This is a genomic window from Burkholderia sp. USMB20 (genome assembly GCF_000949135.2).
Classification (GTDB): Bacteria; Pseudomonadota; Gammaproteobacteria; order Burkholderiales; family Burkholderiaceae; genus Burkholderia.
In genome coordinates, this window is sequence record NZ_JTAN02000001.1 from 292835 (window position 1) to 319139 (window position 26305).

General features: G+C 68.1%; 28 protein-coding genes. 12 read left to right on the forward strand and 16 right to left on the reverse strand.

Annotation, left to right across the window (positions count from 1 at the left end):
* Positions 1-5: 5 nt before the first annotated feature.
* Positions 6-1421, forward strand: a complete 1416-nt coding sequence (locus tag PL79_RS01405; protein ID WP_044844981.1) for a hypothetical protein — start codon at positions 6-8, stop codon at positions 1419-1421.
* Positions 1422-1545: 124 nt separating this feature from the next.
* Here PL79_RS01405 and PL79_RS01410 read toward each other — a convergent pair whose 3' ends face one another.
* On the reverse strand, positions 1546-2730 hold the full coding sequence (locus PL79_RS01410) for a glycosyltransferase (RefSeq protein WP_135800928.1): 1185 nt from the start codon (positions 2728-2730) through the stop codon (positions 1546-1548).
* 416 nt (positions 2731-3146) lie between these two features.
* Between PL79_RS01410 and ispH the strand changes: the two genes are divergently transcribed.
* Together ispH and hpnH are read left to right on the forward strand one after the other, a co-directional pair.
* Positions 3147-4088, forward strand: a complete 942-nt coding sequence (gene ispH / locus PL79_RS01420; protein ID WP_044844980.1) for a 4-hydroxy-3-methylbut-2-enyl diphosphate reductase — start codon at positions 3147-3149, stop codon at positions 4086-4088.
* A 12-nt stretch (positions 4089-4100) separates the two neighbouring features.
* A complete protein-coding gene (hpnH, locus tag PL79_RS01425) occupies positions 4101-5261 on the forward strand; it encodes an adenosyl-hopene transferase HpnH (protein ID WP_044844979.1) in 1161 nt (386 codons plus the stop codon).
* Between the two features lie 167 nt (positions 5262-5428).
* On the opposite strand, the gene PL79_RS01430 is transcribed toward hpnH, so the two are convergent.
* From PL79_RS01430 to PL79_RS01445, 4 genes are all read right to left on the reverse strand, one after another.
* Positions 5429-5689: a hypothetical protein gene (locus tag PL79_RS01430; protein ID WP_044844978.1), complete on the reverse strand. Its 261-nt coding sequence runs from the start codon at positions 5687-5689 to the stop codon at positions 5429-5431.
* 180 nt (positions 5690-5869) lie between these two features.
* The gene (locus tag PL79_RS01435; protein ID WP_044844977.1) at positions 5870-6349 is read right to left on the reverse strand and encodes a hypothetical protein; all 480 of its coding nucleotides are present in this window, start codon (positions 6347-6349) and stop codon (positions 5870-5872) included.
* Positions 6346-6558: a hypothetical protein gene (locus PL79_RS35965; RefSeq protein ID WP_044844976.1), complete on the reverse strand. Its 213-nt coding sequence runs from the start codon at positions 6556-6558 to the stop codon at positions 6346-6348. Before PL79_RS35965 ends, PL79_RS01435 begins: the two co-directional genes overlap by 4 nt.
* A gap of 14 nt (positions 6559-6572) precedes the next feature.
* Positions 6573-6950, reverse strand: coding sequence for a hypothetical protein (locus PL79_RS01445; protein ID WP_044845034.1), 378 nt, complete (start codon positions 6948-6950; stop codon positions 6573-6575).
* A 495-nt stretch (positions 6951-7445) separates the two neighbouring features.
* Here PL79_RS01445 and PL79_RS01450 point away from each other — a divergent pair, with 495 nt between their 5' ends.
* Both PL79_RS01450 and PL79_RS01460 read left to right on the forward strand, forming a co-directional pair.
* On the forward strand, positions 7446-7799 hold the full coding sequence (locus tag PL79_RS01450; protein ID WP_044844975.1) for a DOPA 4,5-dioxygenase family protein: 354 nt from the start codon (positions 7446-7448) through the stop codon (positions 7797-7799).
* A gap of 183 nt (positions 7800-7982) precedes the next feature.
* A complete protein-coding gene (locus PL79_RS01460; protein ID WP_044844974.1) occupies positions 7983-8414 on the forward strand; it encodes a nuclear transport factor 2 family protein in 432 nt (143 codons plus the stop codon).
* Positions 8415-8507: 93 nt separating this feature from the next.
* On the opposite strand, the gene trhA is transcribed toward PL79_RS01460, so the two are convergent.
* From trhA to PL79_RS01490, 5 genes are all read right to left on the reverse strand, one after another.
* A complete protein-coding gene (trhA, locus tag PL79_RS01465) occupies positions 8508-9128 on the reverse strand; it encodes a PAQR family membrane homeostasis protein TrhA (protein ID WP_044844973.1) in 621 nt (206 codons plus the stop codon).
* A 229-nt stretch (positions 9129-9357) separates the two neighbouring features.
* Complete coding sequence (locus PL79_RS01470) at positions 9358-9564, reverse strand: YbdD/YjiX family protein (RefSeq protein ID WP_011881067.1); 207 nt, start codon at positions 9562-9564, stop codon at positions 9358-9360.
* 12 nt (positions 9565-9576) lie between these two features.
* Complete coding sequence (locus PL79_RS01475) at positions 9577-11655, reverse strand: carbon starvation CstA family protein (RefSeq protein WP_044844972.1); 2079 nt, start codon at positions 11653-11655, stop codon at positions 9577-9579.
* Between the two features lie 290 nt (positions 11656-11945).
* Positions 11946-12374: a PRC-barrel domain-containing protein gene (locus PL79_RS01480; protein WP_044844971.1), complete on the reverse strand. Its 429-nt coding sequence runs from the start codon at positions 12372-12374 to the stop codon at positions 11946-11948.
* 395 nt (positions 12375-12769) lie between these two features.
* Positions 12770-13900, reverse strand: coding sequence for a 3-deoxy-7-phosphoheptulonate synthase (locus PL79_RS01490; RefSeq protein WP_014900794.1), 1131 nt, complete (start codon positions 13898-13900; stop codon positions 12770-12772).
* 425 nt (positions 13901-14325) lie between these two features.
* Here PL79_RS01490 and PL79_RS01495 point away from each other — a divergent pair, with 425 nt between their 5' ends.
* Positions 14326-14880 (forward strand): hypothetical protein, encoded by a 555-nt coding sequence (locus tag PL79_RS01495; protein WP_044844970.1) that lies wholly within the window; start codon positions 14326-14328, stop codon positions 14878-14880.
* Between the two features lie 59 nt (positions 14881-14939).
* On the opposite strand, the gene PL79_RS01500 is transcribed toward PL79_RS01495, so the two are convergent.
* Entirely contained in the window at positions 14940-15650 is a 711-nt protein-coding gene (locus PL79_RS01500; RefSeq protein ID WP_044844969.1) for a YceH family protein, read from the reverse strand.
* Positions 15651-16063: 413 nt separating this feature from the next.
* Between PL79_RS01500 and PL79_RS01505 the strand changes: the two genes are divergently transcribed.
* Positions 16064-16828, forward strand: coding sequence for an SDR family oxidoreductase (locus tag PL79_RS01505; RefSeq protein WP_044844968.1), 765 nt, complete (start codon positions 16064-16066; stop codon positions 16826-16828).
* 44 nt (positions 16829-16872) lie between these two features.
* Positions 16873-17610: a histidine utilization repressor gene (gene hutC, locus PL79_RS01510; protein ID WP_044844967.1), complete on the forward strand. Its 738-nt coding sequence runs from the start codon at positions 16873-16875 to the stop codon at positions 17608-17610.
* 151 nt (positions 17611-17761) lie between these two features.
* On the opposite strand, the gene PL79_RS01515 is transcribed toward hutC, so the two are convergent.
* Both PL79_RS01515 and PL79_RS01520 read right to left on the reverse strand, forming a co-directional pair.
* Positions 17762-18610 (reverse strand): phytanoyl-CoA dioxygenase family protein, encoded by an 849-nt coding sequence (locus PL79_RS01515; RefSeq protein ID WP_044844966.1) that lies wholly within the window; start codon positions 18608-18610, stop codon positions 17762-17764.
* Between the two features lie 55 nt (positions 18611-18665).
* Entirely contained in the window at positions 18666-19469 is an 804-nt protein-coding gene (locus PL79_RS01520; protein WP_044844965.1) for an ABC transporter substrate-binding protein, read from the reverse strand.
* A 602-nt stretch (positions 19470-20071) separates the two neighbouring features.
* Here PL79_RS01520 and PL79_RS01525 point away from each other — a divergent pair.
* Positions 20072-20938, forward strand: coding sequence for a LysR family transcriptional regulator (locus PL79_RS01525; RefSeq protein ID WP_044844964.1), 867 nt, complete (start codon positions 20072-20074; stop codon positions 20936-20938).
* Positions 20939-20999: 61 nt separating this feature from the next.
* On the opposite strand, the gene PL79_RS01530 is transcribed toward PL79_RS01525, so the two are convergent.
* The 3 genes from PL79_RS01530 to PL79_RS01540 form a co-directional block, all read right to left on the reverse strand.
* Positions 21000-21497, reverse strand: coding sequence for a nuclear transport factor 2 family protein (locus PL79_RS01530; protein ID WP_135800929.1), 498 nt, complete (start codon positions 21495-21497; stop codon positions 21000-21002).
* Between the two features lie 65 nt (positions 21498-21562).
* Positions 21563-22747, reverse strand: coding sequence for an amidohydrolase family protein (locus tag PL79_RS01535; RefSeq protein ID WP_044844963.1), 1185 nt, complete (start codon positions 22745-22747; stop codon positions 21563-21565).
* 80 nt (positions 22748-22827) lie between these two features.
* Entirely contained in the window at positions 22828-24027 is a 1200-nt protein-coding gene (locus PL79_RS01540) for an amidohydrolase family protein (protein WP_044844962.1), read from the reverse strand.
* 451 nt (positions 24028-24478) lie between these two features.
* Between PL79_RS01540 and PL79_RS01550 the strand changes: the two genes are divergently transcribed.
* From PL79_RS01550 to PL79_RS01560, 3 genes are all read left to right on the forward strand, one after another.
* Entirely contained in the window at positions 24479-25093 is a 615-nt protein-coding gene (locus PL79_RS01550; RefSeq protein WP_044844961.1) for a glycine zipper 2TM domain-containing protein, read from the forward strand.
* Positions 25094-25467: 374 nt separating this feature from the next.
* Entirely contained in the window at positions 25468-25746 is a 279-nt protein-coding gene (locus tag PL79_RS01555; protein ID WP_135800931.1) for a hypothetical protein, read from the forward strand.
* The gene (locus PL79_RS01560; RefSeq protein ID WP_044844960.1) at positions 25743-26249 is read left to right on the forward strand and encodes a GNAT family N-acetyltransferase; all 507 of its coding nucleotides are present in this window, start codon (positions 25743-25745) and stop codon (positions 26247-26249) included. The genes PL79_RS01555 and PL79_RS01560 overlap by 4 nt, the downstream gene beginning before the upstream one ends.
* The last annotated feature ends 56 nt before the right edge of the window (positions 26250-26305 follow it).

Sequence of the window (26305 nt, forward strand, 5' to 3'; positions counted from 1 at the left end):
CACGCATGAACCTGAACGAACAGATCGATTCGCTCAACGCGGGCGTCGATCAGCTCCTCCACGATCACCACGCCGCGCAGCAGGCGGCACGCAGCGCGGAAGCGTTCGCGCGCGCCGCCGCGGCGGAAGCCCAGGCCGCCGCCGCACGTCACGCCGCCGCGGAAGCCGAAGCACAGGCCGCCGCGCAGCGCCACACGGCCGCAGCCGCCGACGCCGATGCCGCGCAGCAGCGCCACGCCGACGCCACCGCCGCGGCCGAAGCCGCCGCCCAACGCCACACCGAAGCCGCCGCGCAGGCCGAGGCCGCCGTCCAGCGGCACGCCGAAGCGACCGCGCTGACCGAGGCGCTCGCGCAGCGCCACGCGGATGCCGAAGCCGCGTCGCAGCGTCATGCGGCCGCGATCGCCGAAGCCGAGGCCGCCGCGCAGCGTCATCACGCCGCCGCGACCGAAGCGGACGCGGCCGCGCAGCGTCATGCGGCGGCCGCCGCGGAAGCCGAAGCCGCCGCGAAGCGCCATGCGGAGGCGACCGCCGCAGCCGAGGCCGCGACGCAGCGCCACGCGGCCGCGATCGCCGAGGCCGAGGCACTCGCGCAGCGTCACACGCAGGCGATCGCCGAAGCGGAAGCGGCTGCGCAGCGCCATGTCGAGGCAACCGCCGAAGCCGAAGCGATCACGCAGCGTCACGCCGAAGCGATCGCGCAAGCCGACGCGGCCGCGCAACGCCATGCGGAGGCGACCGCCGAGGCCGAGGCCGTCGCGCAGCGCCATACCGAAGCGATCGCGCAGGCCGAAGCGGCCGCCGAGCGTCACGCGAAGGCGATCGCCGACGCGGAAGCGCTGGTCGAAGCCGTCGTGAAGGACGCCGCGACGAACGCGGCAGCTTTGGCCACCGAGCCGGCCGTCGCGGCTGACGTGGTCGAACCGGCCGTCGAGTCCGCCGTTGAGCCGATGACGAACGCCACCGCGCCGGCTGCTGCCGATGAAGTCGCCGCTGCGGCGGCCGACGCGATCACCGACGTCGTCGCGACCACCACCGCCGACACCGCGATCGAAGTCGCGCCCGCGGCCGAAGCAGCCACCGACGCCCCCGCGGACAAGGCGACGCTGCACGTCGCGCGCCCGTCGCAGAACGAACTGACGCTGACCGTCAACGGCCAGTCGATCACGTTGCACCCGGAGCAGCTGGGCCAGCTGATCGAGGAACTCGCGCATGCGCGCGCGTCGATGCAGCCGGAACCGCCGCCGGGCATCCCGGCCGGCTGGCGCTTCGTGACGACGAAGAACCCGATGATGGCCGTGCAGAAGCAGTCGAACGGCGATCGTCTGCTGGTCGCGCGCCACACCGGCTACGGCTGGGTGCCGTTCACGTTCTCGCCGGACGTCGTGATCCAGATGTACATGATGCTGACGCAGCGGTAAGCACGCGTGCAGCGGCGACCGGACGTCGGCCGGAAAGCAAACAGCCCGAATCGGCTCACGTCGATTCGGGCTGTCTGTTTTCAGCAATCCGGTGGTCCTGACGGCCGGCATCCGCCGGCCCGCTTCAGCGCTCCACCGGCGCCTGCACCCGCGCCTTCCACTGACCGCCCTTGCCACGCCAGTAGCGCCACGCGGACGCGAACGTCGCGCCGACGTAGAACAGCGCCACGAGCGGCAGCGCGGGCGCCCACAGCGGCGAGCGCCGGTAATAGCGCAGCATCGGCGCATACGCGGTGCACATCGACGCCCATGCCAGCCACGCCGGCCAGGCCCGCGCGCCGTATGCGAGCGCGGCCACAGGCGGCACGAGATAGATGATCGTCATCCCGAGCAGCGTGCCGGCGAGCAGCAGCGGCGAATAATGGAGCTGCGTGAACGCGGTGCGCGCGATCATGTTCCAGATGTCGCGCCAGCTGTCGTACGGACGCAGCGACACGCTGCGCTCGGCCAGGTCGAGCCGGATCGGATGCCGGCCGCTGCCGCGATGCTTGATCTGCGCGGCGAGGCTGCAGTCGTCGATCAGCGCGCCGCGGATCGATTCGATGCCGCCGGCCTCTTCCAGCGCGCTGCGCTTGACCAGCATGCAGCCGCCCGCGGCGCCGGCCGTCCGGTTGCGCGGATTGTTGATCCACGAGAACGGATAGAGCTTCGCGAAGAAGAACACGAACGCCGGTATCAGCGCCTTTTCCCAGAACGAATCGCAGCGCAGCCGCACCATCAGCGACACGAGATCGCGCTGTTCGGCCTGCGCGCGCGTGACGAGCTGCGCCACCGCGTCGGGCGGATGGCCGATGTCGGCATCCGTCAGCAGCAGGTAGTCGGCCGGCAGCCCGAGCGTGCGCACCGCGGCGATGCCCTGCGACTGCGCCCACACCTTGCCCGACCAGCCGGCCGGCAGCGGCTTCGCGGCCAGCACCGTCAACCGGTCGGCGCGGTTGATCGCGAGCGCGGCCGCGCGGGCTGCGGCGGCGGTGCCGTCGTCGCTGTGGTCGTCGACAATGATCAGATGAAAGTCGCCCGGATAATCCTGCTCGAGCAGCGACGTCGCCGCTTGCGCGATCACGTCGACCTCGTTGCGCGCCGGCACGACCGCGACGACCGCCGGCCAGCCGGCCTCGGCCGCGGCGCCGCGCGCTTCCGCGGCAGGCCCGCGCGGTCGCGCGCGCCAGAAGCCGCCGCGCGCGACCAGCAGCACGATCCAGATCAGCAGCGACAGGCCGGACACCAGAAAGGTAATCGCCAGCATCATCGGCACGCCTCCTGCCGGACGCCGGCGCCAGCAGCCCCGGATCGTTCGATCTCAATCAGGGTCGGAGTGAAAACATCCTTGACCGCATCGGCGGCAGGGCAATACGCGTAAGAATCGACGGTCATCGAATGGCCTTGAAATGAGCGCGATGCCGGGCAGCCGGACGGGCTGCCCGCGAAACCGCGCAGTTTACCGGGTTCCGCGCGCGCGAGCGCCGACGCGGCGCTGCGGCGGATGCAACACGCCGATACAGCACCAGAGCAAGGACGGCCCGATAGGGTTAAAATGCGCGATTAATTCGGGGTTCCGGGGCCTGGCCTGGCCGGTTCGTTTCCTGCCTTCATAACATCAAGCCGGGGCGAGCGAGCGGTGCCAGCTCTTCGAACCCGGCGTCTGTCGTCGGAGTTCGCTCACTTATGCGAGTCATCCTTGCCCAGCCCCGCGGCTTTTGTGCGGGGGTTGTCCGCGCGATCGAGATCGTCGATCGCGCGCTGCAACAGCACGGCGCGCCGGTCTATGTGCGTCATGAGATCGTGCATAACCGGCACGTCGTCGAAAACCTGCGTAATAAAGGGGCTCGATTCGTCGAGGAGCTCGACGAGGTGCCGCACGGCGCCGTGGCGATCTTCAGCGCGCACGGGGTCGCCCAGACCGTCGAACGCGACGCGGAAACGCGCGGGCTCGACGTGCTGGACGCCACCTGCCCGCTCGTCACGAAAGTGCACGTGCAGGGCCGCCAGTACGTCGCGGCGGGCCGCCGGCTGATCCTGATCGGCCATGCGGGCCATCCGGAAGTCGAGGGCACGATCGGCCAGATCCCGGCCGAGGTGATCCTCGTGCAGAGCGAGGCCGAAGTCGATACGCTGACGCTGCCGGTCGACACGCCGGTCGCGTACGTCACGCAGACGACGCTGTCGGTCGACGACACGCGCGGCATCATCGAAGCGCTGCAGCGCCGGTTTACCGACATCGTCGGCCCGGACACGCGCGACATCTGCTACGCGACGCAAAACCGCCAGGCCGCCGTGCGCGAGCTGAGCGGCCAGGTCGACGTGCTGCTGGTCGTCGGTGCGACGAACAGCTCGAACTCGAACCGCCTGCGCGAGATCGGCACCGAAAGCGGTGTACCGAGCTATCTCGTCGCCGACGGCTCGGAAGTGAAGGCCGAATGGTTCGCGGGCGTGCAGACGGTCGGCCTGACCGCCGGCGCGTCGGCACCCGAGGAAATGGTCGAGGATGTAATTGGCGCGCTGCGCGCGCTGGGGCCCGTCGATGTCACGACGATGGCGGGCCGTGAGGAAAAAGTCGAATTCAAGTTGCCGGCGAAGCTTACGCAAGCTGTCGCCCGCGAAGTTTAAGGAGGACATCTCTTGTCTATTCCGCTGCTCCAGCAAGTCCGCGTCGGCGCATACATCATGCGCCAACACCTGTCCGGCAACAAACGCTATCCGCTCGCGCTGATGCTCGAGCCGCTGTTCCGCTGCAACCTCGCCTGTAACGGCTGCGGCAAGATCGATTATCCGGACCCGATCCTGAACCAGCGCCTGTCCGTCGAGGAATGCCTGGAAGCCGTCGACGAGTGCGGCGCGCCCATCGTGTCGATCGCCGGCGGCGAGCCGCTGCTCCACAAGGAGATGCCGGAGATCGTCAAGGGCATCATGAAGCGCAAGAAGTTCGTGTACCTGTGCACGAACGCGCTCCTGATGGAAAAGAAGATGGACGACTACCAGCCGAATCCGTACTTCGTCTGGTCGGTCCACCTCGACGGCGACAAGGAAATGCACGACCATTCAGTGTCGCAGGACGGCGTGTACGACAAGGCGGTCGCGGCCATCAAGGAAGCGAAGCGCCGCGGCTTCCGCGTGAACATCAACTGCACGCTGTTCAACGATGCGATCCCCGAGCGCGTCGCGAAGTTCTTCGACACGCTGGGTCCGATCGGCGTCGACGGCATCACCGTGTCGCCGGGCTACGCATACGAGCGCGCGCCGGATCAGCAGCACTTCCTGAACCGCGACAAGACGAAGAACCTGTTCCGCGAAATCCTGAAGCGCGGCGAAGGCGGCAAGCGCTGGTCGTTCAGCCAGTCGTCGCTGTTCCTCGACTTCCTGGCCGGCAACCAGACGTACAAGTGCACGCCGTGGGGCAACCCGGCGCGTACCGTGTTCGGCTGGCAGAAGCCGTGCTATCTGGTCGGCGAAGGTTACGTGAAGACCTTCAAGGAACTGATGGAAGACACGAACTGGGACAACTACGGCGTCGGCAACTACGAGAAGTGCGCGGACTGCATGGTCCACTGCGGCTTCGAAGCCACCGCCGTGATGGACACGATCGCGCATCCGCTGAAGGCGTTCGCCGTGAGCCGGAAGGGCATCAAGACCGAAGGCGCGTTCGCGCCGGACATCTCGATCGCGAAGCAGCGTCCGGCCGAGTACGTGTTCTCGCGCCACGTCGAGATCAAGCTCGAGGAAATCCAGCGCGCCGGCAAGGGCAAGCTGCAGAAGCCGGCCAAGCCGGCAACGGCGGCTTAAGCGCGTGTCGCCATGCGGAGGTTCGCGCCTCCGCATCGGCCGGCATCGAAGAAGCGCCACGGAGTTCGCTCCGTGGCGCTTTTGTTTTGTCGGGCTTGGGTTGTGTTGGCCTTCGTGCGGGGAGCGGCGCGCATCCGCGCACGCATGAGCGGGCGAACGCCGCTCGCCTAGTGTCTCGACTCCGCGGCCGCGATCAATTGCCAGGCGGTCGGGCCGGGGTCGAGCAGCGGGTCGGACGGCGGATCGAGATCGTGCCGATGCTCGTCTTCGGACGGCAGCGTCTGCCGCTTCGCAATGCCGATCTCGTCGCCGCATACGGTGCATCGATAGATGCCCGCGATCGTCACTTCGCTGCCCGGCGGCAGGTTCTCGCTGAATGCGCGGCCGCTTCCGCACGTGAAGTAGCCGCCGATCCTGTATAGCGCCATCGCTCCTCCTGATCGAAACGGATGCGTTCACGCCGACACGCACGATCATCGCCCACGCGAGGATGGCTCGTCATCGACCGAACCCGTCCGGTTCCTGTCATGACATTAGACGGCGAGCGTTGGCGCCGGGGAATGGGACAGGTATGAAACATCGCGCGGCGCCGGTCGCGTCGACGACGCTCAATGCAGAATGGCCGGTTCCCGCATCTTCGCCGCGGCTTGCGCGACGAGGGCCGGCTGGTCGGCCGACGCGAACGCACTGACGTGACGCCACAGCTCGGCGAGCCGGTGCCGCGTGAGCGTCGCGACGCATGCGTCGTTCGCGGCGAGGATGCGCTCGAGCACCGCGCATTCGTCGTCGTGCAGCGTCCATGCGCCGCTTTCCGCCGCGCGCTCGACGCTCGCATCGAGTACGCGCTCCGCATCGACGCACAGGTCGATGCTCGCGTCCGCCGATACCGCGTCGTCGAGCGCGAGGAACACCAGGTAGACGCTCGTGCGCAACCGCATCAGCAACGTTTCGCTGCCGTGCTCGCCGCGCAGCGCGACGAGCGCCATGTGGCATTTCAGCGAGATGTCGCGCACATGTGCGGGCGGCAACGGCAGCAGCCATTCGCGCGTCAGCGGCGGATGGCGACGGCTTTTCCGGACGGCCTTCATGATCCGCTCTCGCTGGCGGCAACGTCGTCCGCGTCGAAGCGCGGCCACCCGGTGCGGCACGCGACGGCGCCGGGGCGCGCGGCGCGATGGCCGTTCGCGCGGCGCCGCGCGGCGTACGGATCGTCACGCCGCCGCGTCGCGCACGCGCGCGGCAGCCGGCGGATCGTCGACGTGCGCCACGCGTCGGCGAGTCGGTTCGCGCATGCCATGCTCGTCTCCCGCATCAGAACGTGTTCTCGCCTTTCAGGTAGTACGCGGTCTTCACGAAGAACGCCTTTACCGGATGGCCGCTCTGCGCGGCGCTGGCCGCCCGCGCTTCCATCGCGGCCTTCTCGTCGCGCGAGCGGTCGGGCACCGGGTTCCGCACGCGGTCGAGCGCACGCTGCATCGCGAGCGGATAGTTCTGGTTGCCGGCCGTCGTCGCGCGATAGCCGGCGCGCGTCATCTGCATCAGTTGCACGTCGGTTTCGGCACGCGCCGCGGACCAGGTCAACGGCGCGACGTTCGACTGCCACTCGGTATCGACGGACTGCGCGAAGCTCGCGGCGGGCAGCGCGGCAAGCGCGCCGGACAGCACTGCAAGGGAAACAACGGATCGCATCATGGCCTCCATATGGTTGCGTCCGCATCGATCTTCGACGTCGATGCGGTGAAACCATCGTATGTCGCGCGGCCGCACGCTTGAATAGCCGATTCAGCAATTGATATTTTCGGCACTCATAGCCGAGGCGCGACCCGCTTGATTCGCCAATGCCACCAGAGCGGAATTTCTTTATTTCATTCAACGACCTGATCGCGTTTTTGCAGACGATTCGATGCGGGTGCGCGAATCGCTTTTGCCATTTTCGAAATGACGTATTGCCGGAGCGATTTCGGTTAGCGTCCGCACTGGCAAGGCTGTCGGCGCGATGCCGCACATGCGGACATGAACGGGGAATGCTTCGACGAACGCACCAGTTTCTCTGACGCACGACAAATCCTCCGCGCCGATTTATCGCTCAATGACAAGACGTGTCCGACGAGTCAGCGCGATAATTGCGCATCGGCCGTATGTCACGGCGCTCATCCCTTTCCTATTCTTCTCACGAGTCCCGTCATGGCTGACATCGATTCCACCGCGATCAACAGTTGGCACGCACACGTCTACTTCGACGCCGCCAGCCGCGACGCGGCCTGGGCGTTTCGCCTCGTCGTCGAAGAGCGGTTCGGCGCGATCATCGAGCTCGGCCGCTTTCACGAACGCCTCGTCGGCCCGCATCCGGCCTGGTCGTACCAGATCGCGTTCGACGCCACGCGGTTCGACACCATCGTGCCGTGGCTCGTGCTGAATCACGGCGCGCTCGATATCTTCCTGCATCCGAATACCAACGACGAACTGCGCGACCATCGCGACAGCGCGGTGTGGATCGGTAAGTCGCATGAACTGAATCTCGGCGCGCTGGGGGGCTGACGCGAACGGCTGAACGCGGTTGCGGTTGCGGTTGCGGTTGCGGTTGCGGTTGCGGTTGCGGTCGCGGTCGCGGTTGCGGTCGCGGTCCGCGCACGCAACATCCACGTTTCGGCCTGCGGTGAAACGTCCGGCAGCGTTGCATCAATACAGTGGTGCCGTTATCCACGCTTGCCGGAACCCGCCATGACCCACGCCGACACCGATGCGCACCGCATCCATCGAGACTGGCACGCCGCCGTCGTCGCACGCGACCTCGATGCGCTGATGTCGCTGTACGCGGACGACGCGATCCTCGAAACGCCGCTGATCGTCGCCACGCTGCCCGATCACGGCTCGGGCGTGCTGCACGGCAAGCCCGCGATCGGCGCGTTCTTCGCGGCAGGGCTGCGCAATCCGGGCAACCGGCTCGGACGCTGGTACCGCACGGGCCTGTTCTTTTCGAACGGCCAGCAACTCACGTGGGAATATCCGCGCGAAACGCCGGACGGCGATCAGGTCGATCTCGTCGAGGTGATGGATCTGCGCGGCGGGCTGATCGCGCATCATCGCGTCTACTGGGGGTGGGTCGGGTTCAACGCGCTGCGCGACGTCGCGCCAGCGGCCGGTCGCACCTGATGCCGACGACCACGGAGAACGCGCGGCGCGCCTGCTCCGGCTGACACGGGCGCCGCCGCATGCGACCGCGCCTTCGCCGCCGTCCCGCGTCGCTCACGCGACATACATCGCGACACTGACGAACTGGCACAGGCTGCCGGCCAGCACGAAAAGGTGCCAGATACCGTGCCCGTGGCGGATGCGTTCGTCGTTGATGAAGAAGTAGATCCCGGCGCTGTAGATGACGCCGCCGGCCACGAGCCATGCGGTACCCACCGGCGGCAATGCATGGATCAGCGGGCGGATCGCGACGAGCGCGAGCCAGCCCATCAGCACGTACAGGATCATCGACACGATGCGCGTGCGCCGTCCGAGCGTGAGCTCCTGCACGATCCCGAACGCGGCGAGCCCCCAGCTGACGCCGAACAGCGACCAGCCCCATGGGCCGCGCAGCGTGACGAGCGTGAACGGCGTGTAGCTGCCCGCGATCAGCAGATAGATCGCCGAATGGTCACACTTCTGCAGGATCGCCTTGAGCCGCGGGTTGCGCACGCTGTGATACGCGGTCGAGATCCCGTACAGCAGGATCAGCATCGCGCCGTACACGCTGAAGCTCACGATCTTGTAAGGATCGCGGTCGAGCGCGCCCATCGTCACCAGCGCGACCAGCCCTGCCACCGACAATACCGCGCCGACGAGATGGGAAATGCTGTTGAAACGCTCACCGACATGCACGACGGGTTCTCCTGCGCGGATTCTTCGGAAAAAAGCAGAGCCCTATGATACCGGCGGCCGGATCAAGCCGCGCTGAAGCCGGCCAACCGCCGCAACCACGACAGGCAGCAAACATGCCCGCCCCGGCCCGCCAAATAAAAAAGCGCCGCGAATGCCTTCGCGGCGCTTCCTGGTCCGTCACCGGACTGCACTTGGTGGTGCCCTTACCGGCCGGCTTCGCCGGCCCGCTTCAGCAACACTTCCCCGCCCCCGACCCGTACCGCGCATTCTGACGCTCGCGGAAGAATTCCTCATACGTCATCGGCTCGCGGTCCGGATGGGTGTCGCGCATGTGCGCGACGTAGGTGTCGTAGTCGGGCAGGCCGACCATCAGCCGCAACGCCTGCCCGAGGTAACGCCCCGCGCTGCGCAGGTCGCTGCCGAGATCGGTGAACATCGCGGCCTCCCTTTAACGTCCGCTGCCGAGCGCCTGCGCGGCCGGCATCGCTTCGTACGGCGTCTCGCGCACGGTCGGCTTCGACTCGCGGCGCGCGCGCAGCACGGCGAGCAGCCCGTACCCCGCGATCGCCACGACGACGAAGATGAACAGGCCGGCCAGCGCCGCATCGATGTAGTCGTTGAAGATGATCCGCTGCATCTGCGCGATCGACTTCGCCGGCGCGAGCACCTTGCCTTCGTCCACCGCGGCCTGCAGCTTCGCCGCGTGCGCGAGGAAGCTGACCTTCGGGTTCGCATCGAAGATCTTCTGCCAGCCGGCCGTCAGCGTGCAGATCAGCAGCCATGCGGTCGGCACGATCGTCACCCACGCGTAGCGCTCGCGCTTCATCTTGAACAGCACGACGGTGCCGAGCACCAGCGCGATCGCGGCGAGCATCTGGTTCGAGATGCCGAACAGCGGCCACAGCGTGTTGATGCCGCCGAGCGGATCGACCACGCCCTGGTACAGGAAGTAGCCCCACGCGGCCACGCACAGCGCGGTGGCGACCAGGTTCGCGGGCAGCGACTCGGTGCGCTTGAGCGCCGGGTGGAACGTGCCGAGCAGGTCCTGCAGCATGAAGCGGCCCGCACGCGTGCCGGCGTCGACCGCCGTCAGGATGAACAGCGCCTCGAACAGGATCGCGAAGTGATACCAGAACGCCATCATCGCTTCGCCGCCGATCACCTGGTGCAGGATGTGCGCCATGCCGACGGCCAGCGTCGGCGCGCCACCCGCACGCGCGATGATCGTCGTTTCGCCGACGGCCTTCGCGGTCTGCGTCAGCATGTCGGGCGTCAGCACGAAGCCCCATTGCGTGACCGTGTTCGCGACGGCTTCCGGCGTCGAGCCGAGCACGGCGGCCGGCGCGTTCATCGCGAAGTAGATGCCCGGCTCGATCACGCACGCGGCGACCAGCGCCATGATCGCGACGAACGATTCCATCAGCATCGCGCCGTAACCGATGAAGCGCGCGTTGGTTTCGTTGTCGATCAGCTTCGGCGTCGTGCCCGACGAGATCAGCGCGTGGAAGCCCGACACCGCGCCGCACGCGATCGTGATGAACAGGAACGGGAACAGGTTGCCCGACCACACCGGGCCCGTGCCGTCGACGAACTTCGTCAGCGCGGGCATCTTCAGTTCCGGCGCGACGACCAGGATGCCGATCGCGAGGCCGAGGATCGTGCCGATCTTCAGGAACGTCGACAGGTAGTCGCGCGGCGCGAGCAGCAGCCACACCGGCAGCACCGATGCGACGAAACCGTAGCCGATCAGGATCCACGTGAGCTGCGTGCCGCTGAACGTGAACCATGCGGCGAGCGCCGCCGAATCGTGCACCGTCTGGCCGAACGCGATCGACGCCATCAGCAGCACGAAGCCGATGATCGACACTTCGCCGATGCGGCCCGGACGGATGTAGCGCGTGTAGACGCCCATGAACAGCGCGATCGGAATCGTCGCGGCGACGGTGAACGTGCCCCACGGCGAATTCGTCAGCGCCTTCACGACAATCAGCGCGAGCACCGCGAGGATGATCACCATGATCAGGAACGCGCCGAACAGCGCGATCACGCCGGGCACCGTGCCGAGTTCCATCTTGACGAGGTCGCCGAGCGAGCGGCCGTCGCGGCGCGTCGAGATGAACAGCACGATGAAGTCCTGCACCGCGCCGGCGAACACGACGCCGGCCAGGATCCACAGCATGCCGGGCGTGTAGCCCATCTGCGCGGCGAGCACGGGGCCGACGAGCGGCCCGGCGCCGGCGATCGCGGCGAAGTGATGGCCGAACAGCACGTACTTGTTGGTCGGTACGTAGTCGAGGCCGTCGTTGTGCCGGACGGCCGGCGTCATCCGCAGCCCGTCGAGCTGCATGACCTTGCTGGCGATGAAACGGCTGTAGAAGCGATATGCGATCAGATATACGCAGACTGCGGCAATCACGATCCACAGCGCGCTGACGCGTTCGCCGTGCGCAAGTGCGATCGTCCCGAACGCGAATGCGCCGAGCAGCGCGACGGCGATCCATAGCAGGGTACTGGAAGCCCGATTCATGGCGTCTCCTGGTCTCCAATGTGGTTTTGAGTGGATCCGGCCAGGCGCCGAACCCGCGTGACGTCGATGCGTCGTGCCGCGTCTCGTGGATGCCGCGGCGATGGGCCGTAGTATTCCGCGCGACGGGGGCAGCTTACAAGCGCACAACTACGTATGCGGGGCTACGTAGAATTACGTAGGCCGAGCGTGGGCGCGCGGTGCGCCCGAGATGAATCGACGCGCGACGCGACGTGGCGCGGTCCGGCGCGCGGCCGGCCGGCCATCGCAGGTCGCGCGCCGGGCCGCGTGGATCAGTGCTTGTCGTCGGCCTTCTTCGGCTTCGGCGGCGACGGCACCTTCGCGTACTGGAACGCCGGCGTGGCCTTCAACGCGTCCTTCGTCGCGCCCGGCAGGTAGATGTTGCCGTTGCGCACGTCGAGCGACGCGATCGGCACCGCGACGTCATGCGCGGCCACGCCGAGGAAGCCGCCGGCCGACACGATCGCCGCCGACACCGAGCCGTCCGGCGCGACGATCAGGTCGCGCACCGTGCCGACTTTCTGGTTCTGGTCGTTGTACACGGCCTTGCCGAGCACGCTCTTCTTCACGCTCCAGCCTTCGAGCAGCGCCTGCGATTGCTCGACGGTCACGCTGAGCGGCTGCGCGCCGGCGATCTGCGCGTGCGCGCTGACGCTCGATGCGAGGACGGTTGCCGCGATGAGGGTCTTGTAGAACTTCATGTATTGCACTCCGGTTCGGTTGTTGTTGATTCCGGGAGCGAAGCGCCGCGGGCGCAACGGCTGATCGGTGAGCGCCCCGCGCTTCGTCGGTCGCGTGGCGGCCAGCCGCGCCGCCACTGCGTGTGTGCATGACGGACCGGCGTGGCCGGACCGCAGCGTGCAACACGGCTTCATGGTAGCGGCATTCGCCGGATCGTGCGTTCGGAGTGCGACGTGACAGGTGGGGCGAGACGGATGGAGATCAATGTCCGTGCGGACAGGATGTGCGCGCGGCGGGGAAAAGCGCGCGCCGCGGCATGTCGATCGGGAGAACGTCGGAGACGGGCATCCGGTCGTCACCGGCGCACGGACTACGCGGCGGATGCCCCCCGGCCCCGCCGCGCAGTCACACCGCCTTACGCGTTGCGCGAATACACCCTGCGATGCCGCACTGCCTCCGCCAGCACATCGAGCACCGGCTCCGTCTGCGTCCAGCTCAGGCACGCATCGGTGATCGACACGCCGTACTGCAGCGGCACGCCCGGCTTCAGATCCTGGCGCCCGGCCTCGAGATGGCTCTCGACCATCACGCCGACGATCCGGTGCTCGCCCTGCGACAGCTGCCGCGCGAGATCCTGCGCGACCTCGATCTGCCGCTCGTGCGACTTGTTGGAATTCGCATGCGAGCAATCGACCATCACCTGCTCGCGCAACCCGCTCTTGCGCAGCACCGCGCAGCTCGCCTCGACGTGCTCGGCGTCGTAGTTCGGCCCGTTCTTGCCGCCGCGCAGGATCACGTGCGCGTCGTCGTTGCCGCGCGTCTCGAAGATCGCGGCCATGCCCATCTTCGTCATCCCCATGAACGCATGGCTCGCGCGCGCGGCGACGATCGCGTCGGATGCGACCTGCACGCCGCCGTCGGTGCCGTTCTTGAAACCGATCGGGCAGCTCAGCCCCGATGCCAGCTGACGATGGCTCTGGCTCTCGGTCGTGCGCGCGCCGATCGCGCCCCACGCGATCAGGTCCGCGATGTACTGCGGGCTCAGCAGGTCGAGGAATTCGGTCGACGCAGGCAGGCCGAGCGCGTTGATGTCGAGCAGCAGTTGCCGCGCCGCGCGCAGCCCTTCGTTGATGCGGAAGCTGCCGTCGAGGCGCGGATCGTTGATGTAGCCCTTCCAGCCGACCGTCGTGCGCGGCTTCTCGAAGTACACGCGCATCGTGATCAGCAGGTCGTCCTTCAGCGCATCGGCGGCAGCCTTCAGGCGGCGGGCGTACTCGAGCGCCTGATCGTGATCGTGGATCGAGCACGGGCCGACGACGAGCAGCAGCCGGTCATCGCGGCCGTGCAGGATGTCGCCGATCGCGCGGCGCGTGTCCTCGACGAGCGTCTGCGTGGCGGCCGGCACCGGCAGTTCGTCCTGCAGCAGCGCCGGCGAGATCAGCGGACGCACGGCGCCGATGCGGACGTCGTCGATACGCGTGGTGTCCTGCGTCGCGTCGGCACTGCCTACCTCGCGATCATGGGAAGGATTGTCGAGGTTCTGCATGGTGATTCTCCGGGGGACGTCTGGAATAAGGTGCAGGCTCGATTATGGCACTCGCGCAAGGCGGCAGCGAGGCGCGGCGCGGGCATGCGACCTGCGTCAAGAGGCCGGGCGAAAGAACGGCGATCCGCAACGGATCGCCCGGGCATTCGGCGCGTTGCGCCGATGCCGCGCGTTTCGGGCGCGCGCCTGCCGACGTTTCCGGGCCTGTCGACAGGGCTTCATGGAACGGGCGTCATGCAGGCGCCGCCGGTCGCCAGCCGCAACGCGACCCGGGGCGCCGGCCGTTTGGCCGAGTGGTCGCGTGTGGCCGACGTACCGTACGATCATGGCTGTCCGCTGCCGATGACGCCTCGCCTTCGGCGCAGGCGGCACGACGCACCACCTGTCTGTGATTGATCGTACGCAACATGACCCGACACGCCACGATGACCGTATCCGAACTGCTCAGCGCCATCCGCCAGCCCTACGCCGACCTGCTCGCACAAGCGGCAGCGCAACCGGCGGCCGTCGTCGAACCGGCCTACCGGAAAGCCGACGGCACGCTGGCCACCGAAGGCCCGCTCGCACTGCCGTGCCGCGCCGACATCGTCCACACCGAAGGCGAATCGGCCGGCCAGCCGGCGATGGTCGACTCGACCGCGCAACTGGACTTCGAGCCGTTCGCGTTCGAACTCGAAACGGCGGCCGTGACGATCCGGCCGTTCGTGTGGGACTGGGCGACGATCGAAGCCGACGGCATCGGCGAGGCCGCGGCCACCGACGCGTTCAGGACATGGTTCTTCGCATGGTTCGACGCCGACGACGCAGGCGAGCCGGCCGAGGACGGCCTGCACGGCATCGTTCACTATCTGTCGGAACCGGCGGGCACGGAGCAAGGATGGCGCGTCAATGCGGACCTGGGCTCGGCGCCGGGCGCGGCCGTCGAGGATCTGCTGTTCCGGCTCGTCGACGCAGGTGCCACGCGAATCAGCATCGGCTGAATCGCTTCTCCGTCCGCGATTCCCATGCGCGCCGGTATCGAGTTGGCTCGGGCCGGCGATCAGCCAGCGTCGCCCGGGGTATCGACGTCGATCCCGAGTTCGGTCGCCATCCGCTGCACGAGTGCGTTCAGCCGCGCCACTTCATCCGCAAGCCGCTTCTGCTCGGCCTTGAGCGCCTCGAACTCCGACGGCGGAACGGAATCCGCGCCGCCGCCCGCATCCGCACCGGCGTAGTCGGCGACGTTCACCTCGCCGCACATCAGGTGCATCCAGCGGTTCTCGCGCGCGCCGGGCGCGCGCGGCAGCCGGACGACGAGCGGCTGCGCACGCGCCGCGAGTTCGTCGAGGAACGCCTCGACCGACGAGATGTCCGCGAAGCCGTGCAGGCGTGCGCTGTTCAGGCGCAGTTCGGCGGCCGTCTGCGGGCCGCGCAGCAGCAGGATCGTCAGCAGCGCGATCGCCTGGCTCGGAATCCCGAGCACGCGGTTCACGTTGTGCTCGAAACGCGGCACGCGGCTGCTGCTGCCCTCCATCACGAGGCTCAGGTGCTTGAGCCCGTCGAGCGCGGTCGTGACTTCGTCCTCGCTGACGTTCATCACCGGCGAGCGCGCGGTTTTCTGGTTGCAGCCCGCGGTCAGCGCATTCAGCGACAGCGGATAGGTGTCCGGCACCGTGTGCTGCTTCTCGACGAGCACCCCGAGAATGCGGGCCTCGAGGGGCGTGAGTTCGCGCAGGGCGCGGGGCGTGGGCATGTCCGGCGTGGTGTTCATGGATGACGTCGCAGCGTACAGCAGGTGAAGGGAAACGGTCGCGGCCCGTCCGGCGTCGCGAACGGGCGAGCCATATGATAGCTCGCGACGTGAGGCCCGGCGCCACTCGCCGCCACGGCGCGCGCACTTGCCGCGGCCGGTTTTCGGCCAACGGTTCGGCCGTGCGGCGGCGCACGACGACGCCTGCGTTCGGCCGCACGAACGCAGGCTCCACGCTCGCGCGCGGCGTCGTCCCGCGTTTGCGCGTCGCGCAGGCCGGCGCTACGATACGCGTTCACCCGGACACGCGGCCCGGCGCTCGGCCGGATTCGTCCGCCAGGTCAATACCGTGCATCGCCCGTCCCGCACGCCGTGCCGCCCCGCCTGCGCGCCGCGCCTGTCAACACGCTTCAACCGTTCACTCGTTCACCGCCATGATCGCCTCCTCTCTCGCGCCGCACGTGCGCGCCATCGTCACCGGACACACGCGCGGCCTCGGCGCGTCGCTTGCCGAACAATTGCTGCAGGAAGGCATCGCCGTGCTCGGCGTGTCGCGCAGCCGTCATCCGTCGCTCGCCGCGCAGGCCGGCGACCGTTTCGCCGAAATCGAACTCGACCTGTCGGACACGTCGGCCGTCGCGGCCTGGCTCGCCGGCGACACGCTGCGCCGCTTCGTCGACGGCGCGTCGATCGTGCTGCTCTTCAACAACGCGGGCATCGTCGATCCGATCGGGCCGCTCGACGCGCAGGATCCGGCGCTCGTCGCGCGCGCGGTCGGCCTGAACGTCGCGGCGCCGCTGATGCTGTCGGCCGCGCTCGTGCAGGCGGCAGCGGCGCCGACCGAATGCCGGATCCTGCACGTGTCGAGCGGCGCCGCGCGCAACGCGTACGCGGGCTGGAGCGTCTACTGCGCGACCAAGGCCGCGCTCGATCATCACGCGCGCGCCGTCGCGCTCGATGCGAACCGCGCGCTGCGGATCTGCAGCGTCGCGCCGGGCGTCGTCGATACGGGCATGCAGGCAACGATCCGCTCGACCAGCGAAGCGAACTTCCCGATGCGCGAGAAATTCGACGAGCTGAAGGCGAGCGGCGCGCTGTCGACGCCCGAGGCGGCCGCGCGGCAACTGATCGGCCATGCGCTGAGCGATGCGTTCGGATCCGTGCCGACGGCCGACGTTCGCGAACTGCCCGCGCCCTGATCCGGGATAGAATTTCGCGATTGCCCTTCCCCGAGGATCCCCCGATGGTCACGAAGACCACCGCACCGTTCCAGCAGATCAAGACGCTCGTTCGCCAGAACGTCGATGCGGGCGACTGGCGCCCGGGGGACCGCATTCCATCCGAACTCGATCTCGCCGCGCAGTTCGGCGTCGCGCGCATGACGGTCAACCGCGCGCTGCGCGAGCTGACCGAGGAAGGCGTGCTGAAGCGCATCGCGGGCGTCGGCACCTTCGTCGCCGAGGTGAAGCCGCAGTCGAACCTGCTGATGATCGCGCACATCCGCGACGAGATCCGCGCGCGCGGCCACGAGTACCGCTGCCGCGTACTGAGCCAGTCGCGCGAGCCCGCGTCGTTCGATGTCGCGGCCGCGTTCGGGCTGGCGGTCAACACGCCGGTGTTTCACGTGGTGTGCGTACACGAGGAAAACGGCCGCCCGATCCAGCTCGAGGATCGCTACGTGAACCCGGCCGCCGCGCCCGAATTCATCGATCAGGATTTCCAGGCCGAGCCGCCGTCCGAATACCTGTTCAACAATGTGTCGCACTACGAACTGGAGATCGAGCACGTGGTCGACGCGTCGCTGCCGTCCGGTGAACAGGCGCGGCTGCTCGACATGCGCGCCGACGAGCCGTGCCTCACGCTCACGCGCCGCACCTGGACGAACGGGCTGCCCGTCACGTTCGTGCACTTCCTGCATCCGGGCAACCGCTACCGGCTCGGCTCGCGCTTCAAGCCGGGCGCCGGACGTCACCAGACCTGAACCTTCTTCAGCGCGGGTAAGAGACCATGCGCGGCGCGCCGCTTCGCGAAGAAACGGCCACCGCGCGCAAGACGTCGCTGAATGTCGCTGAATGTCGCTTGACGTGGCTTGACGTCGCTCGATGTCGCGCGACGTCGTCGATCCGCGCCGCTCAGATCGCCCCGACCTGCCCCGCGCCGCGCGACCATACGACCGGAAACAGCGCATGCTCGAGCGGCGCGCCGTCGGGCAGTTCGTCGGCCAGCCCCGGGAAATCGGGCGACGTCTTCCAGCGGCGCGGCGCGTGACGGATATCGTCGCCGACGAAGCGGATCGAGAACGCGCGCCGGCGGTTCTGCGTCCCGCCCGACGCATGCAGCGTCAGCATCCGGAAGCACACCATGTCGCCCGGCTCGAGCGCCCAGTGACGGATCGGGAACGCCGCGCGGTCGGCTTCGATGTCGGGCAGGTCGGCGAGGCTGCCTTCCGGGAACCACTTCGCTTCCTTGTCCATGAACGTGCGCGGCATCAGCCACGGCCCCTGGTGCGAACCCGCGACGAATTCCAGCGTCGATTCGAGCGGCACCGGATCGACCGGAATCCACATGCTGACGTTGTCGTCGCCTTCGATGTTGTAGTACGGCTGGTCCTGGTGCCACGGCGTGCGCTGCCGCGTGCCGGGCTCCTTCACGAGCAGGTGGTCGTGATGCAGCCGCACCGTCTGCGTGCCCATCAGCGCCGCGGCCACCGACGGCGCGGGCGACCGCACGATGAAGTCGCGATACGCGTCGTTGTGCTGCCAGTTGCAGAAGTCCTCGAAGAACCAGCCCGGATCGTCGGGCCGGCTCGCGACCTTCGCGCGCGCGCTCGGCTGCGCGAGGTTCGCGTCGATGCCGGCACGCAGCGCGGCCACTTCGTCGGGCGAGAAGATGCCCTTGATACATACCGCGCCTTCGTCGCGGAAGGCGGCGATCAGTTCGGGCGTCACGGCTTTCGCGACGCGTTCCTGGATACTCGTCATGGATTGCCTGTCGATTGATTGAGCCACGGGGTCATGGAATGGCAGGGTCACGGGGTCACGGCGCGGAAGTCATCTGCTGCTTCGCGCCGTAGATGTCGAAGTCGAAGTATTTCGCGGCGATCTTCTGATACGTGCCGTTCGCGCGGATCGCGACGATCGCGTCGTTCAGCCGCTTCTTCATGTCGGCGTCGCCCTTGCGCACGCCCATCGCGACGCCGTAGCCGGTGATGCGCACGTCGGTCACGTCGGGGCCCGCGAACGCGTAGCCCTTGCCGCGCGGCGTCTTCAGGAACGAATAGCCGGCTTGCGTCTTGTCCTGGAAGGTCGCGTCGAGACGGCCGTTCACCAGATCCTGATACACCTGGTCCTGGTTCTGGTACGACACGATCGTCACGCCCTGGGTCGCCCATTCGGCCTTCGCGTACGCCTCCTGCGTCGTGCCCTGGTCGATCCCGACGCGCTTGCCGGCGAGCGACGCCGCCGTCGGCAGCAGCTTCGAGCCGGCCGGTGCGACGAGCGCGCCCGGCGACGCATACAGCTTGTTCGAGAAGTCGATCTGCTTGAGCCGCTCGTCGGTGGCCGTCATCGCGGACATGATCACGTCGAACTTGCGTGCGCGCAGCGCCGGAATCATCCCGTCGAAACCCTGCTCGACCCACACGCATTTCGCGCGCAGCTGCTCGCAGATCGCATTGCGCAGGTCGATGTCGAAGCCGGCGAGCGAGCCGTCGGGCTGCTTCGCCTCGAACGGCGGATAGGTGGGATCGATGCCCCAGCGGATCGTCGCCGTGTCCTGCGCGAACGAGACGAGCGGCGCGAACGCCAGAGCGGAAGCGAGAAGCCTTGCAGTGCGGTTCATGGTGTGTCCTTTTGGTCTCGACGTGGCGTGGGAAGGCGCCGGGCGTCCGTTGGGGAGCGTCGTGCCGGCTGGCCCGGCGCGGTACGCGAAAGACGGGGACTTCGATGAATCTGCGATGCAGTCTAGACCGCTTGATTTTCAAGCGCAAGCGGAAGGAATGGAGGTGCGGCCGACCAGGAGAATTGGACGGAGAGATCGCCAAAAAAGAGCGATGTAACACGACATATGCAACAATTTACGGTAATTTTTCTGACGCTCAGGCGTTTACCCGATAATGCGCACAGTCGGCCGAGAGTAGGTTCGATTCGATATCCACAAGCCGTGGCGGTCCAAATTTCACGGTGAATCAGACCGCCACCCATCGCTGGCTGCCGAAAAGCGGCCTTCCGATCTATACCACCTCGATGCTACCGCGCTCCCGCCGCCATCAGGCCGCGCAGCGCCGCCGAGCGTGCCGACGATCGCCATCCGTTTGAAAAGCAGGTCCGCCCGCACGGCCGCGCCGGGTCCGGCGAAACCGCGATTGCCCGCGGTCTCGGGCCATGTTAAAAGTCGTCGCACACATTTGAAAATGAAATGCTCGAATCCGCAAAAGTGCAGAAATGAATAGACCTTTGTTCGACCTCGACCTGTTGCGCGCGCTCGTGATGGTCGCCGACTGCGGCAGCTTCACGACCGCGTCCGCGCGCCTGCATTCGACGCAGTCGACGGTCAGCCAGAAGGTGCGGCGGCTGGAGGAGATCGCCGGGCATCGCCTGCTCGACCGCGGCACGCGCGACGTGCGGCCGACCGACGCCGGCGTGACGGTGCTCAGCTACGCGCGGCGCATGATCGCGCTGAACGACGAGATGCTGGAAGCGCTGTCGGGCGCGACCGTCGCGCTGACGATCCGGCTCGGCGTGCCCGACGATTTCGCGGCGGGCCGCACGACCCATGCGCTCGCCGCGTTCAAGCGCGATCATCCGCAGGTGAAGCTCGAGGTGACGTGCGGGCTGAGCCGCGACATCTGCGCGGCCTACGATCGCGGCGAGCTCGATCTCGTGCTGATCAAGCAGCGGCGCGACAGCCGCGAGGCGGTGGTGCGCTGGCCGGAGAAGCTGCGCTGGATCGACAGCGCGCAGCATCCGACGATCGACCTCGATCCGGTGCCGATCGTCGTGTTCCCGCCGCGCGGGCTGTATCGCGACGACATGATCAAGGCGATCGAGGAACGCGGCCGCCGCTGGCGGATCAGCTTCACGACGTCGAGCCTGAGCGGGATCCAGGCGGCCGTCGCGGACGGGCTCGGCATCAGCGTGCTGCCCGCGCGCGTGGTGACCGACGACCACGTGGTACTGACCGACGCGCACGGCGGCTTCGCGCCGATCGAGCACATGGACATCGCGATCCTGCACCGGCCGACGGCCGATCCGATGGTCAGCGAACTGACGAAGGCGCTCGCGACGATGCTGGAGCACGAGCAGGAATGAGCGCAGCAGTGCGGGCCGGCATCGACCGGGCGGCGGTGACTGTCGAGAAAAACGACGCCCGTCAGAACATCGTGTTCCCGTTCGCCGCCTGCTCCGGCACCGGCTGGTTCACGTCCCAGTGTTCGACGATCTTGCCGTGTTCGAGTCGGAAGATGTCCACGATCGCGCTGCCGCGCGTGCCGGGTTCGCGCACCGCGTGCACATGCAGGATCACGTAGTCGCCGTCGACGAACGAGCGCTTGATCTCGCTGTGCGACTGCGGATACTTGTCGCGCAGGAACGCGACGAACTTGCGGAAACCGTCGCGGCCGTCGGCCGCGTTCGGGTTGTGCTGCACGTACCGTTCGCCGACGTACGCGAGCGCGGCATCCGCATCCTTCTCGTTCAGGCCTTTCTCGTAGAACGCGAGCACCGTGCGGCGATTCGCTTCCTGCTGCGCGCTGTCCGCACCGCCCGCACCATCCTGGCCGGCCGCCATTGCGTGCGCGGCCGCCGCCGCGAACGTCGCCGCGGCGATCCATCTTGCGGCCCGTGCGGCCATCGTGCGGGTGCGTCGCATCGTCATCTCCCGGAAGATCAGGCTGAAGTAAGCCCGATCATAACCGGCACGATGCGGCGCCCGGTTCAGACCAGCGCGCCGTCGCGCGCGACGATCTTCCCCGACGACACGACGAGCCGCCGCGCCGGCCGCGCGACGACGGCCTCGGCGAACGTCAGCGCATCGACGAGCACGACGTCCGCGTGTTTGCCTGCTTCCAGGCCGTAGTCAGCGAAGCCGCAACCGCGTGCCGCGCTGTGCGTCACGCAGTCGAGCGCGACTTCGAGCGCGTCGTCGCGACGGAAATCGTTGCGCATGCCGATCAGCATCGCGCGTTCGAGCATGTCGGGCGAACCGTACGGCGTCCACGTGTCGCGCACGCCATCGTTGCCGCCGATCACGGTCACGCCGGCCGCGCGGCACGCAACGACCGACGGCACCGGCACCGCGGCCGGCGCGGTCGTGACGATCGCGACGCCGAGTTCGGCCATCCGCGCGAGCAGCGCGTCGCGCTCACGGTCGGCGATGTCGCCGAGGCAGAAGCCGTGGCTGATCGTGACCTTGCCCTGCATGCCGAGCGCGGCCGTGCGCTGCAAGATGAGATCGAGCGAGTACGCGCCCATCGATCCGCGTTCGTGCAGATGCAGGTCGAGGCCGCGGCCATGACGCTCGGCAATTCCGAACAGCACGTCCACCGCTTCGACCGGATCGCCTTCGATCGCGCACGGGTCGAGGCCGCCGAGCAGGTCGGCGCCCGCGCCGAGCGCGTCGGACAGCAGCGCGGCCGTGCCGGGCCGCTTGAGCACGCCCGACTGCGGAAACGCGACGATCTGGATCTCCACCTGGCCGCGCAGCGTCTCGCGCGTCGCGAGCACGCCGTGCAGATGGCGCAGCCCGGCTTCGGTGTCGACGTCGACGTGCGTGCGGATGCGCGTCGTGCCGGCCGCGAGGAACGCGCGCGACAGCGCGAGCGACGCGGCGCCCGCGTCATGGCCGCTCGTCGCGCGGTAGTGGCGCTCGTTCTCGATGCGGTCGACGAGGCGCGGCCCCACCGCGTTGCGATACCACGGCATCCCCCAGTGGGTCTTGTCGAGGTGCGTGTGGCCTTCGACGAGGCCGGGCAGCGCGAGCGCGCCCGCGCCGTCCTCGATCGCGCAGCCGGCAGGCGCGTCGAGCGACGCGCCGACGCGCGCGATGCGCTCGCCTTCGATCAGGATGTCGAGCGCTTCGTCGGCGTGCGTGCGGACGTTGCGGATCAGCAGGTTCGTCATGTCGGTTCCGGTTTGGTCGGTCAATCGGTCAGTCAGTACGAAGCCATCGCGATGCACGCACCGCGACGGCGATCGGGTCGTCAGCGCGTGAAACGCAACGCCGGCGCGAACGGCGCGCCGGTGTCGCTTTCGCCGCGCCGGAACACCCAGCGTTCGGCCGGCACGCCGGCGACGGCCGCCGCCGCATTCGGCGCGCGCACCGCGACGAAGCTCGCGTCGCAGCCGACCGCGATGCCGTAGTGCGCGAGGCCGAGCGCGCGCGCGCCGGCGTGCGTCGCCATGTCGAGCGCGATGCCGAGCGCTTCGTCGGTATGGAAGCCCGAGCGGTAGCCGACCATCATCGCGCGCTGCAGCATGTCGCCGTTGCCGTACGGCCACCACGCGTCGCGAATGTTGTCGTTGCCGGCGAACACGTGCACGCCCGCGTCGCGCAGTTGCTGAACCGGCGGGAATGCGCAGTCGCCCGGCGCGTTGGTCAGGATCGACACGCCGGCGTCGGCGAGTGCCGCGGCCGCACGCTCGACGTCGCCATGTTCGACCTGGCCGAGCGCATACGCGTGGCTCACGTTCACGCGGCCGCCGAGGCCGGCAGCGCGCGTGCGCGCCGCGATCCGCAGCAGTTGCGCGATGCCGGTCTCGCCCGGTTCGTGCAGGTGGATGTCGATCTTCGCGCCGCGCTTCTCGGCGATGCCGAACACGATGTCGAGCTGGCCGTCCGCGTCGCCGTCGAGCGTCGTCGGGTCGATCCCGCCGACCACGTCCGCGCCTTCGCGCACGGCCGCATCGAGGATCGCGGCGGTGCCCGGGCACGTCACCACGCCGGCCTGCGGAAACGCGACCAGTTCGATGTCGACGATTCCGCGCCACTGTTCGCGCGCGGCCATCACGGCATGCAGGTTCGACAGGCCGGTCGTCGCGTCGACGTCGACGTGGCTGCGCATCGCGATCGTGCCGAACGCGGCGGCCTGCGCGATCAGCGCATTCGCGCGCTCGACGATCGGCGGCGCGGCCGCGAGCTGGCGCTTCTCGACCACGAGCCGCTCGCGCAGCGAGTCGACCGATTGGTGCGGCACCCAGCGATCGCCGACGAAACTCTTGTCGAGATGGATGTGGCCGTCGACGAAGCCGGGCAGCACGACGCGGCCGCCGAGGTCGATCGTTTCGGCGCCGGGCGCAGCAGTGCAAGCGGCGCCGATCGCGACGAAGCGGCCGTCATGGACGACGAGGTTGACGGGCCGGCCGCCGGCATCGACGGCGTTGGTGAAGAAGCGATCGGTCATGAGTCGGAATGAGTGGGGCGGCCGCTGCGCGACGCCGACGCGGACAGGGGAAGGCACCGCAGCCGGCACGGCGCGACCGTTGGCAGGGATGTGCGGTCACGATATCGGACGGGGCGGCCAGTGGCCAATTAAATGTCGCGATGCCGCGCATTCGATTTCGCGATATGCGGGCGAGCTGCCTGTCGGGCGTGGCGCGAAGATGGGGCGTGATCACCGCGCGGGCGTGCGCCGGTGCCGATCGTCGCGCAATCGGCGCCCTCACGCGGCTGCCGGACGGCGAACCGCATCGTCGAATCTCGGCCGCGCCGCACCGCGATTTGCGCGGCAACAGACTTTACACGTTGTTACCCGGCCGCACCGGACGTGCATCCGCCCTTTCCTTATACTCACGCCGAGTTCGCCACCCGTCCCGGTATTCGTCGGCGAACACGTTGCCGATGCAGGAAACATCATGATGCGCATGCCTTCCACGAAGACCGTTCTGTTCGCCACGCTCGTCGCCGTGGCGGCGCTTCCGCTGACCGCCTGTGTCGCGCCGGGCTACTACGGCGCGCAACCGGGCTATCCGCAGCAGCAGTACGCGACGCCCGGCTACGCGCAGCCCGCGTATTCGCAACCGGGTTACGTGCAGCCGCAGCAGCCGGCCTATCCGAACCAGGCACCGCAGTACGACCAGTACGGCAACCCGCAGCCTTACGGCGGCCAGTACGGCAACGGCTACGGCACGCAATACGGCACCGTCGCGAACATCCAGCCGATCAACGGCTCGGTCGGCACGTCGGGCGTCGCCGGCACCGTCGTCGGTGCGCTGGTCGGCGGCCTGGTGGGCAACCAGTTCGGCCGCGGCCACGGCCGCGATGCGGCCACCGTGATCGGCGCGCTCGGCGGCGCCGTCGCCGGCAACCAGATCGGTCAGCAGATGGGCGCGGCCCAACCGCCGAGCAGCTACCGGATCGACGTGCGGGTGAGCGACGGCTCGACGCGCTCGTTCGACGTGCAGTCGCCGGGCGACCTGCGTCCGGGCGATCGCGTGCAGATCAACGGGAATCAGTTGTCGCGGTATTGATGCGGGTCGCGTGCGCCTGAGTTGATCGGGTGCATCACACGTATCGCGGACACCGCACGTCGCGGAGGCGGTGTCGATGCGGGTCGCATGCGCCTGAGTTGGTCGGGTGCATCACACGTATCGCGGACACCGCACGTCGCGGAGGCGGTGTCGATGCGGGTCGCGTGCGCCTGAGTTGATCGGACGCATCACACGTATCGCGGACACTTCACGTCGCGGACGTATTTCGCGTGCTCGGCGGCGCTTCGGCGCAACAGAGGGCACGCGCTTCACTTCATCCCCTTCCACGAGTCGGCGCGACATGTCTGTCGCGCACGGCACTGCGTCGTCACGTTCCTCACGTCGCGCGCCACCCGCGGTCGCGGTCGCATCCAATGCAACGGCAGGTGCGTTCGCATCATCCGGCACATTTCCGCGTGCATGCGTTCGGCGCCGCGTGCGATTGCCCGCAGACTTCGCGAACACGCATCGATTCTCCACGCATCATCCCCGCCATCATTCGCGCCTCGGTACAGCGCTTCACGCCTGTCGATGCGGCGTGTCGATCGCACCAGCAAATGCGTGTGTTTCCGATTAGCATGGTCGATGCCCTGCCACGCAACGCGCCGCAGATTCCGACCTTCCGGCACACCAACGACAACACCGACCGATGATCACGATCCGCCTGCTCGATGCCGCCGACGCGGCGCAATTCCAGTCCGTCCGCCTGCGCGCGGTCGCCACGTCGCCAACTTCGTTCCTGCCGACCCGCGACGAGGAAGCCGGCGTCCCGCTCGACGAATTCGCGACGCGCATCACGCCCACCCACGAGCGCGCCGTGTTCGGCGCATTCGCCGACGCATCGCTCGTCGGCATCACGGGCGTGCGCCGCGACGCGCGCGCCAAGGTCGCGCACAAGGCGACGATCTGGGGCGTGTTCGTCGACCCCGCGTACCGCGGCCGCGGCATTGCGCAATCGCTGCTCGACGGCGCGGCCGCGCACGCGGCACAGGCGTGGGAATGCAGGCAACTGATGCTGTGCGTCAACGAGATCAACGGCACCGCGGAACGGCTGTACGCGTCGCAGGGGTTCGTCCGGTTCGGCACGGAACCGCGCTCGCTGTTCGTCGACGGCCGCTTCTACGATGAACACCACATGGTCAAGACGCTCGCATGACGCGTCGCGATCGCATGCATCGGCCGTCCGCACGCGATCGCTCTCCTGCCCCGTCA

Bases quoted from the DNA above. Each gene is read 5' to 3' on its own strand.
- PL79_RS01405 (WP_044844981.1), top strand. From the start codon at position 6: ATGAACCTGAACGAACAGATCGATTCGCTCAACGCGGGCGTCGATCAG.
- PL79_RS01410 (WP_135800928.1), bottom strand. From the start codon at position 2,730: ATGATGCTGGCGATTACCTTTCTGGTGTCCGGCCTGTCGCTGCTGATC.
- ispH (WP_044844980.1), top strand. From the start codon at position 3,147: ATGCGAGTCATCCTTGCCCAGCCCCGCGGCTTTTGTGCGGGGGTTGTC.
- PL79_RS01430 (WP_044844978.1), bottom strand. From the start codon at position 5,689: ATGGCGCTATACAGGATCGGCGGCTACTTCACGTGCGGAAGCGGCCGC.
- PL79_RS01435 (WP_044844977.1), bottom strand. From the start codon at position 6,349: ATGAAGGCCGTCCGGAAAAGCCGTCGCCATCCGCCGCTGACGCGCGAA.
- PL79_RS35965 (WP_044844976.1), bottom strand. From the start codon at position 6,558: ATGGCATGCGCGAACCGACTCGCCGACGCGTGGCGCACGTCGACGATC.
- PL79_RS01445 (WP_044845034.1), bottom strand. From the start codon at position 6,950: ATGCGATCCGTTGTTTCCCTTGCAGTGCTGTCCGGCGCGCTTGCCGCG.
- PL79_RS01450 (WP_044844975.1), top strand. From the start codon at position 7,446: ATGGCTGACATCGATTCCACCGCGATCAACAGTTGGCACGCACACGTC.
- PL79_RS01460 (WP_044844974.1), top strand. From the start codon at position 7,983: ATGACCCACGCCGACACCGATGCGCACCGCATCCATCGAGACTGGCAC.
- PL79_RS01470 (WP_011881067.1), bottom strand. From the start codon at position 9,564: ATGTTCACCGATCTCGGCAGCGACCTGCGCAGCGCGGGGCGTTACCTC.
- PL79_RS01475 (WP_044844972.1), bottom strand. From the start codon at position 11,655: ATGAATCGGGCTTCCAGTACCCTGCTATGGATCGCCGTCGCGCTGCTC.
- PL79_RS01480 (WP_044844971.1), bottom strand. From the start codon at position 12,374: ATGAAGTTCTACAAGACCCTCATCGCGGCAACCGTCCTCGCATCGAGC.
- PL79_RS01490 (WP_014900794.1), bottom strand. From the start codon at position 13,900: ATGCAGAACCTCGACAATCCTTCCCATGATCGCGAGGTAGGCAGTGCC.
- PL79_RS01495 (WP_044844970.1), top strand. From the start codon at position 14,326: ATGACCGTATCCGAACTGCTCAGCGCCATCCGCCAGCCCTACGCCGAC.
- PL79_RS01500 (WP_044844969.1), bottom strand. From the start codon at position 15,650: ATGAACACCACGCCGGACATGCCCACGCCCCGCGCCCTGCGCGAACTC.
- PL79_RS01505 (WP_044844968.1), top strand. From the start codon at position 16,064: ATGATCGCCTCCTCTCTCGCGCCGCACGTGCGCGCCATCGTCACCGGA.
- hutC (WP_044844967.1), top strand. From the start codon at position 16,873: ATGGTCACGAAGACCACCGCACCGTTCCAGCAGATCAAGACGCTCGTT.
- PL79_RS01515 (WP_044844966.1), bottom strand. From the start codon at position 18,610: ATGACGAGTATCCAGGAACGCGTCGCGAAAGCCGTGACGCCCGAACTG.
- PL79_RS01520 (WP_044844965.1), bottom strand. From the start codon at position 19,469: ATGAACCGCACTGCAAGGCTTCTCGCTTCCGCTCTGGCGTTCGCGCCG.
- PL79_RS01525 (WP_044844964.1), top strand. From the start codon at position 20,072: ATGAATAGACCTTTGTTCGACCTCGACCTGTTGCGCGCGCTCGTGATG.
- PL79_RS01530 (WP_135800929.1), bottom strand. From the start codon at position 21,497: ATGCGACGCACCCGCACGATGGCCGCACGGGCCGCAAGATGGATCGCC.
- PL79_RS01535 (WP_044844963.1), bottom strand. From the start codon at position 22,747: ATGACGAACCTGCTGATCCGCAACGTCCGCACGCACGCCGACGAAGCG.
- PL79_RS01540 (WP_044844962.1), bottom strand. From the start codon at position 24,027: ATGACCGATCGCTTCTTCACCAACGCCGTCGATGCCGGCGGCCGGCCC.
- PL79_RS01550 (WP_044844961.1), top strand. From the start codon at position 24,479: ATGATGCGCATGCCTTCCACGAAGACCGTTCTGTTCGCCACGCTCGTC.
- PL79_RS01555 (WP_135800931.1), top strand. From the start codon at position 25,468: ATGCAACGGCAGGTGCGTTCGCATCATCCGGCACATTTCCGCGTGCAT.
- PL79_RS01560 (WP_044844960.1), top strand. From the start codon at position 25,743: ATGATCACGATCCGCCTGCTCGATGCCGCCGACGCGGCGCAATTCCAG.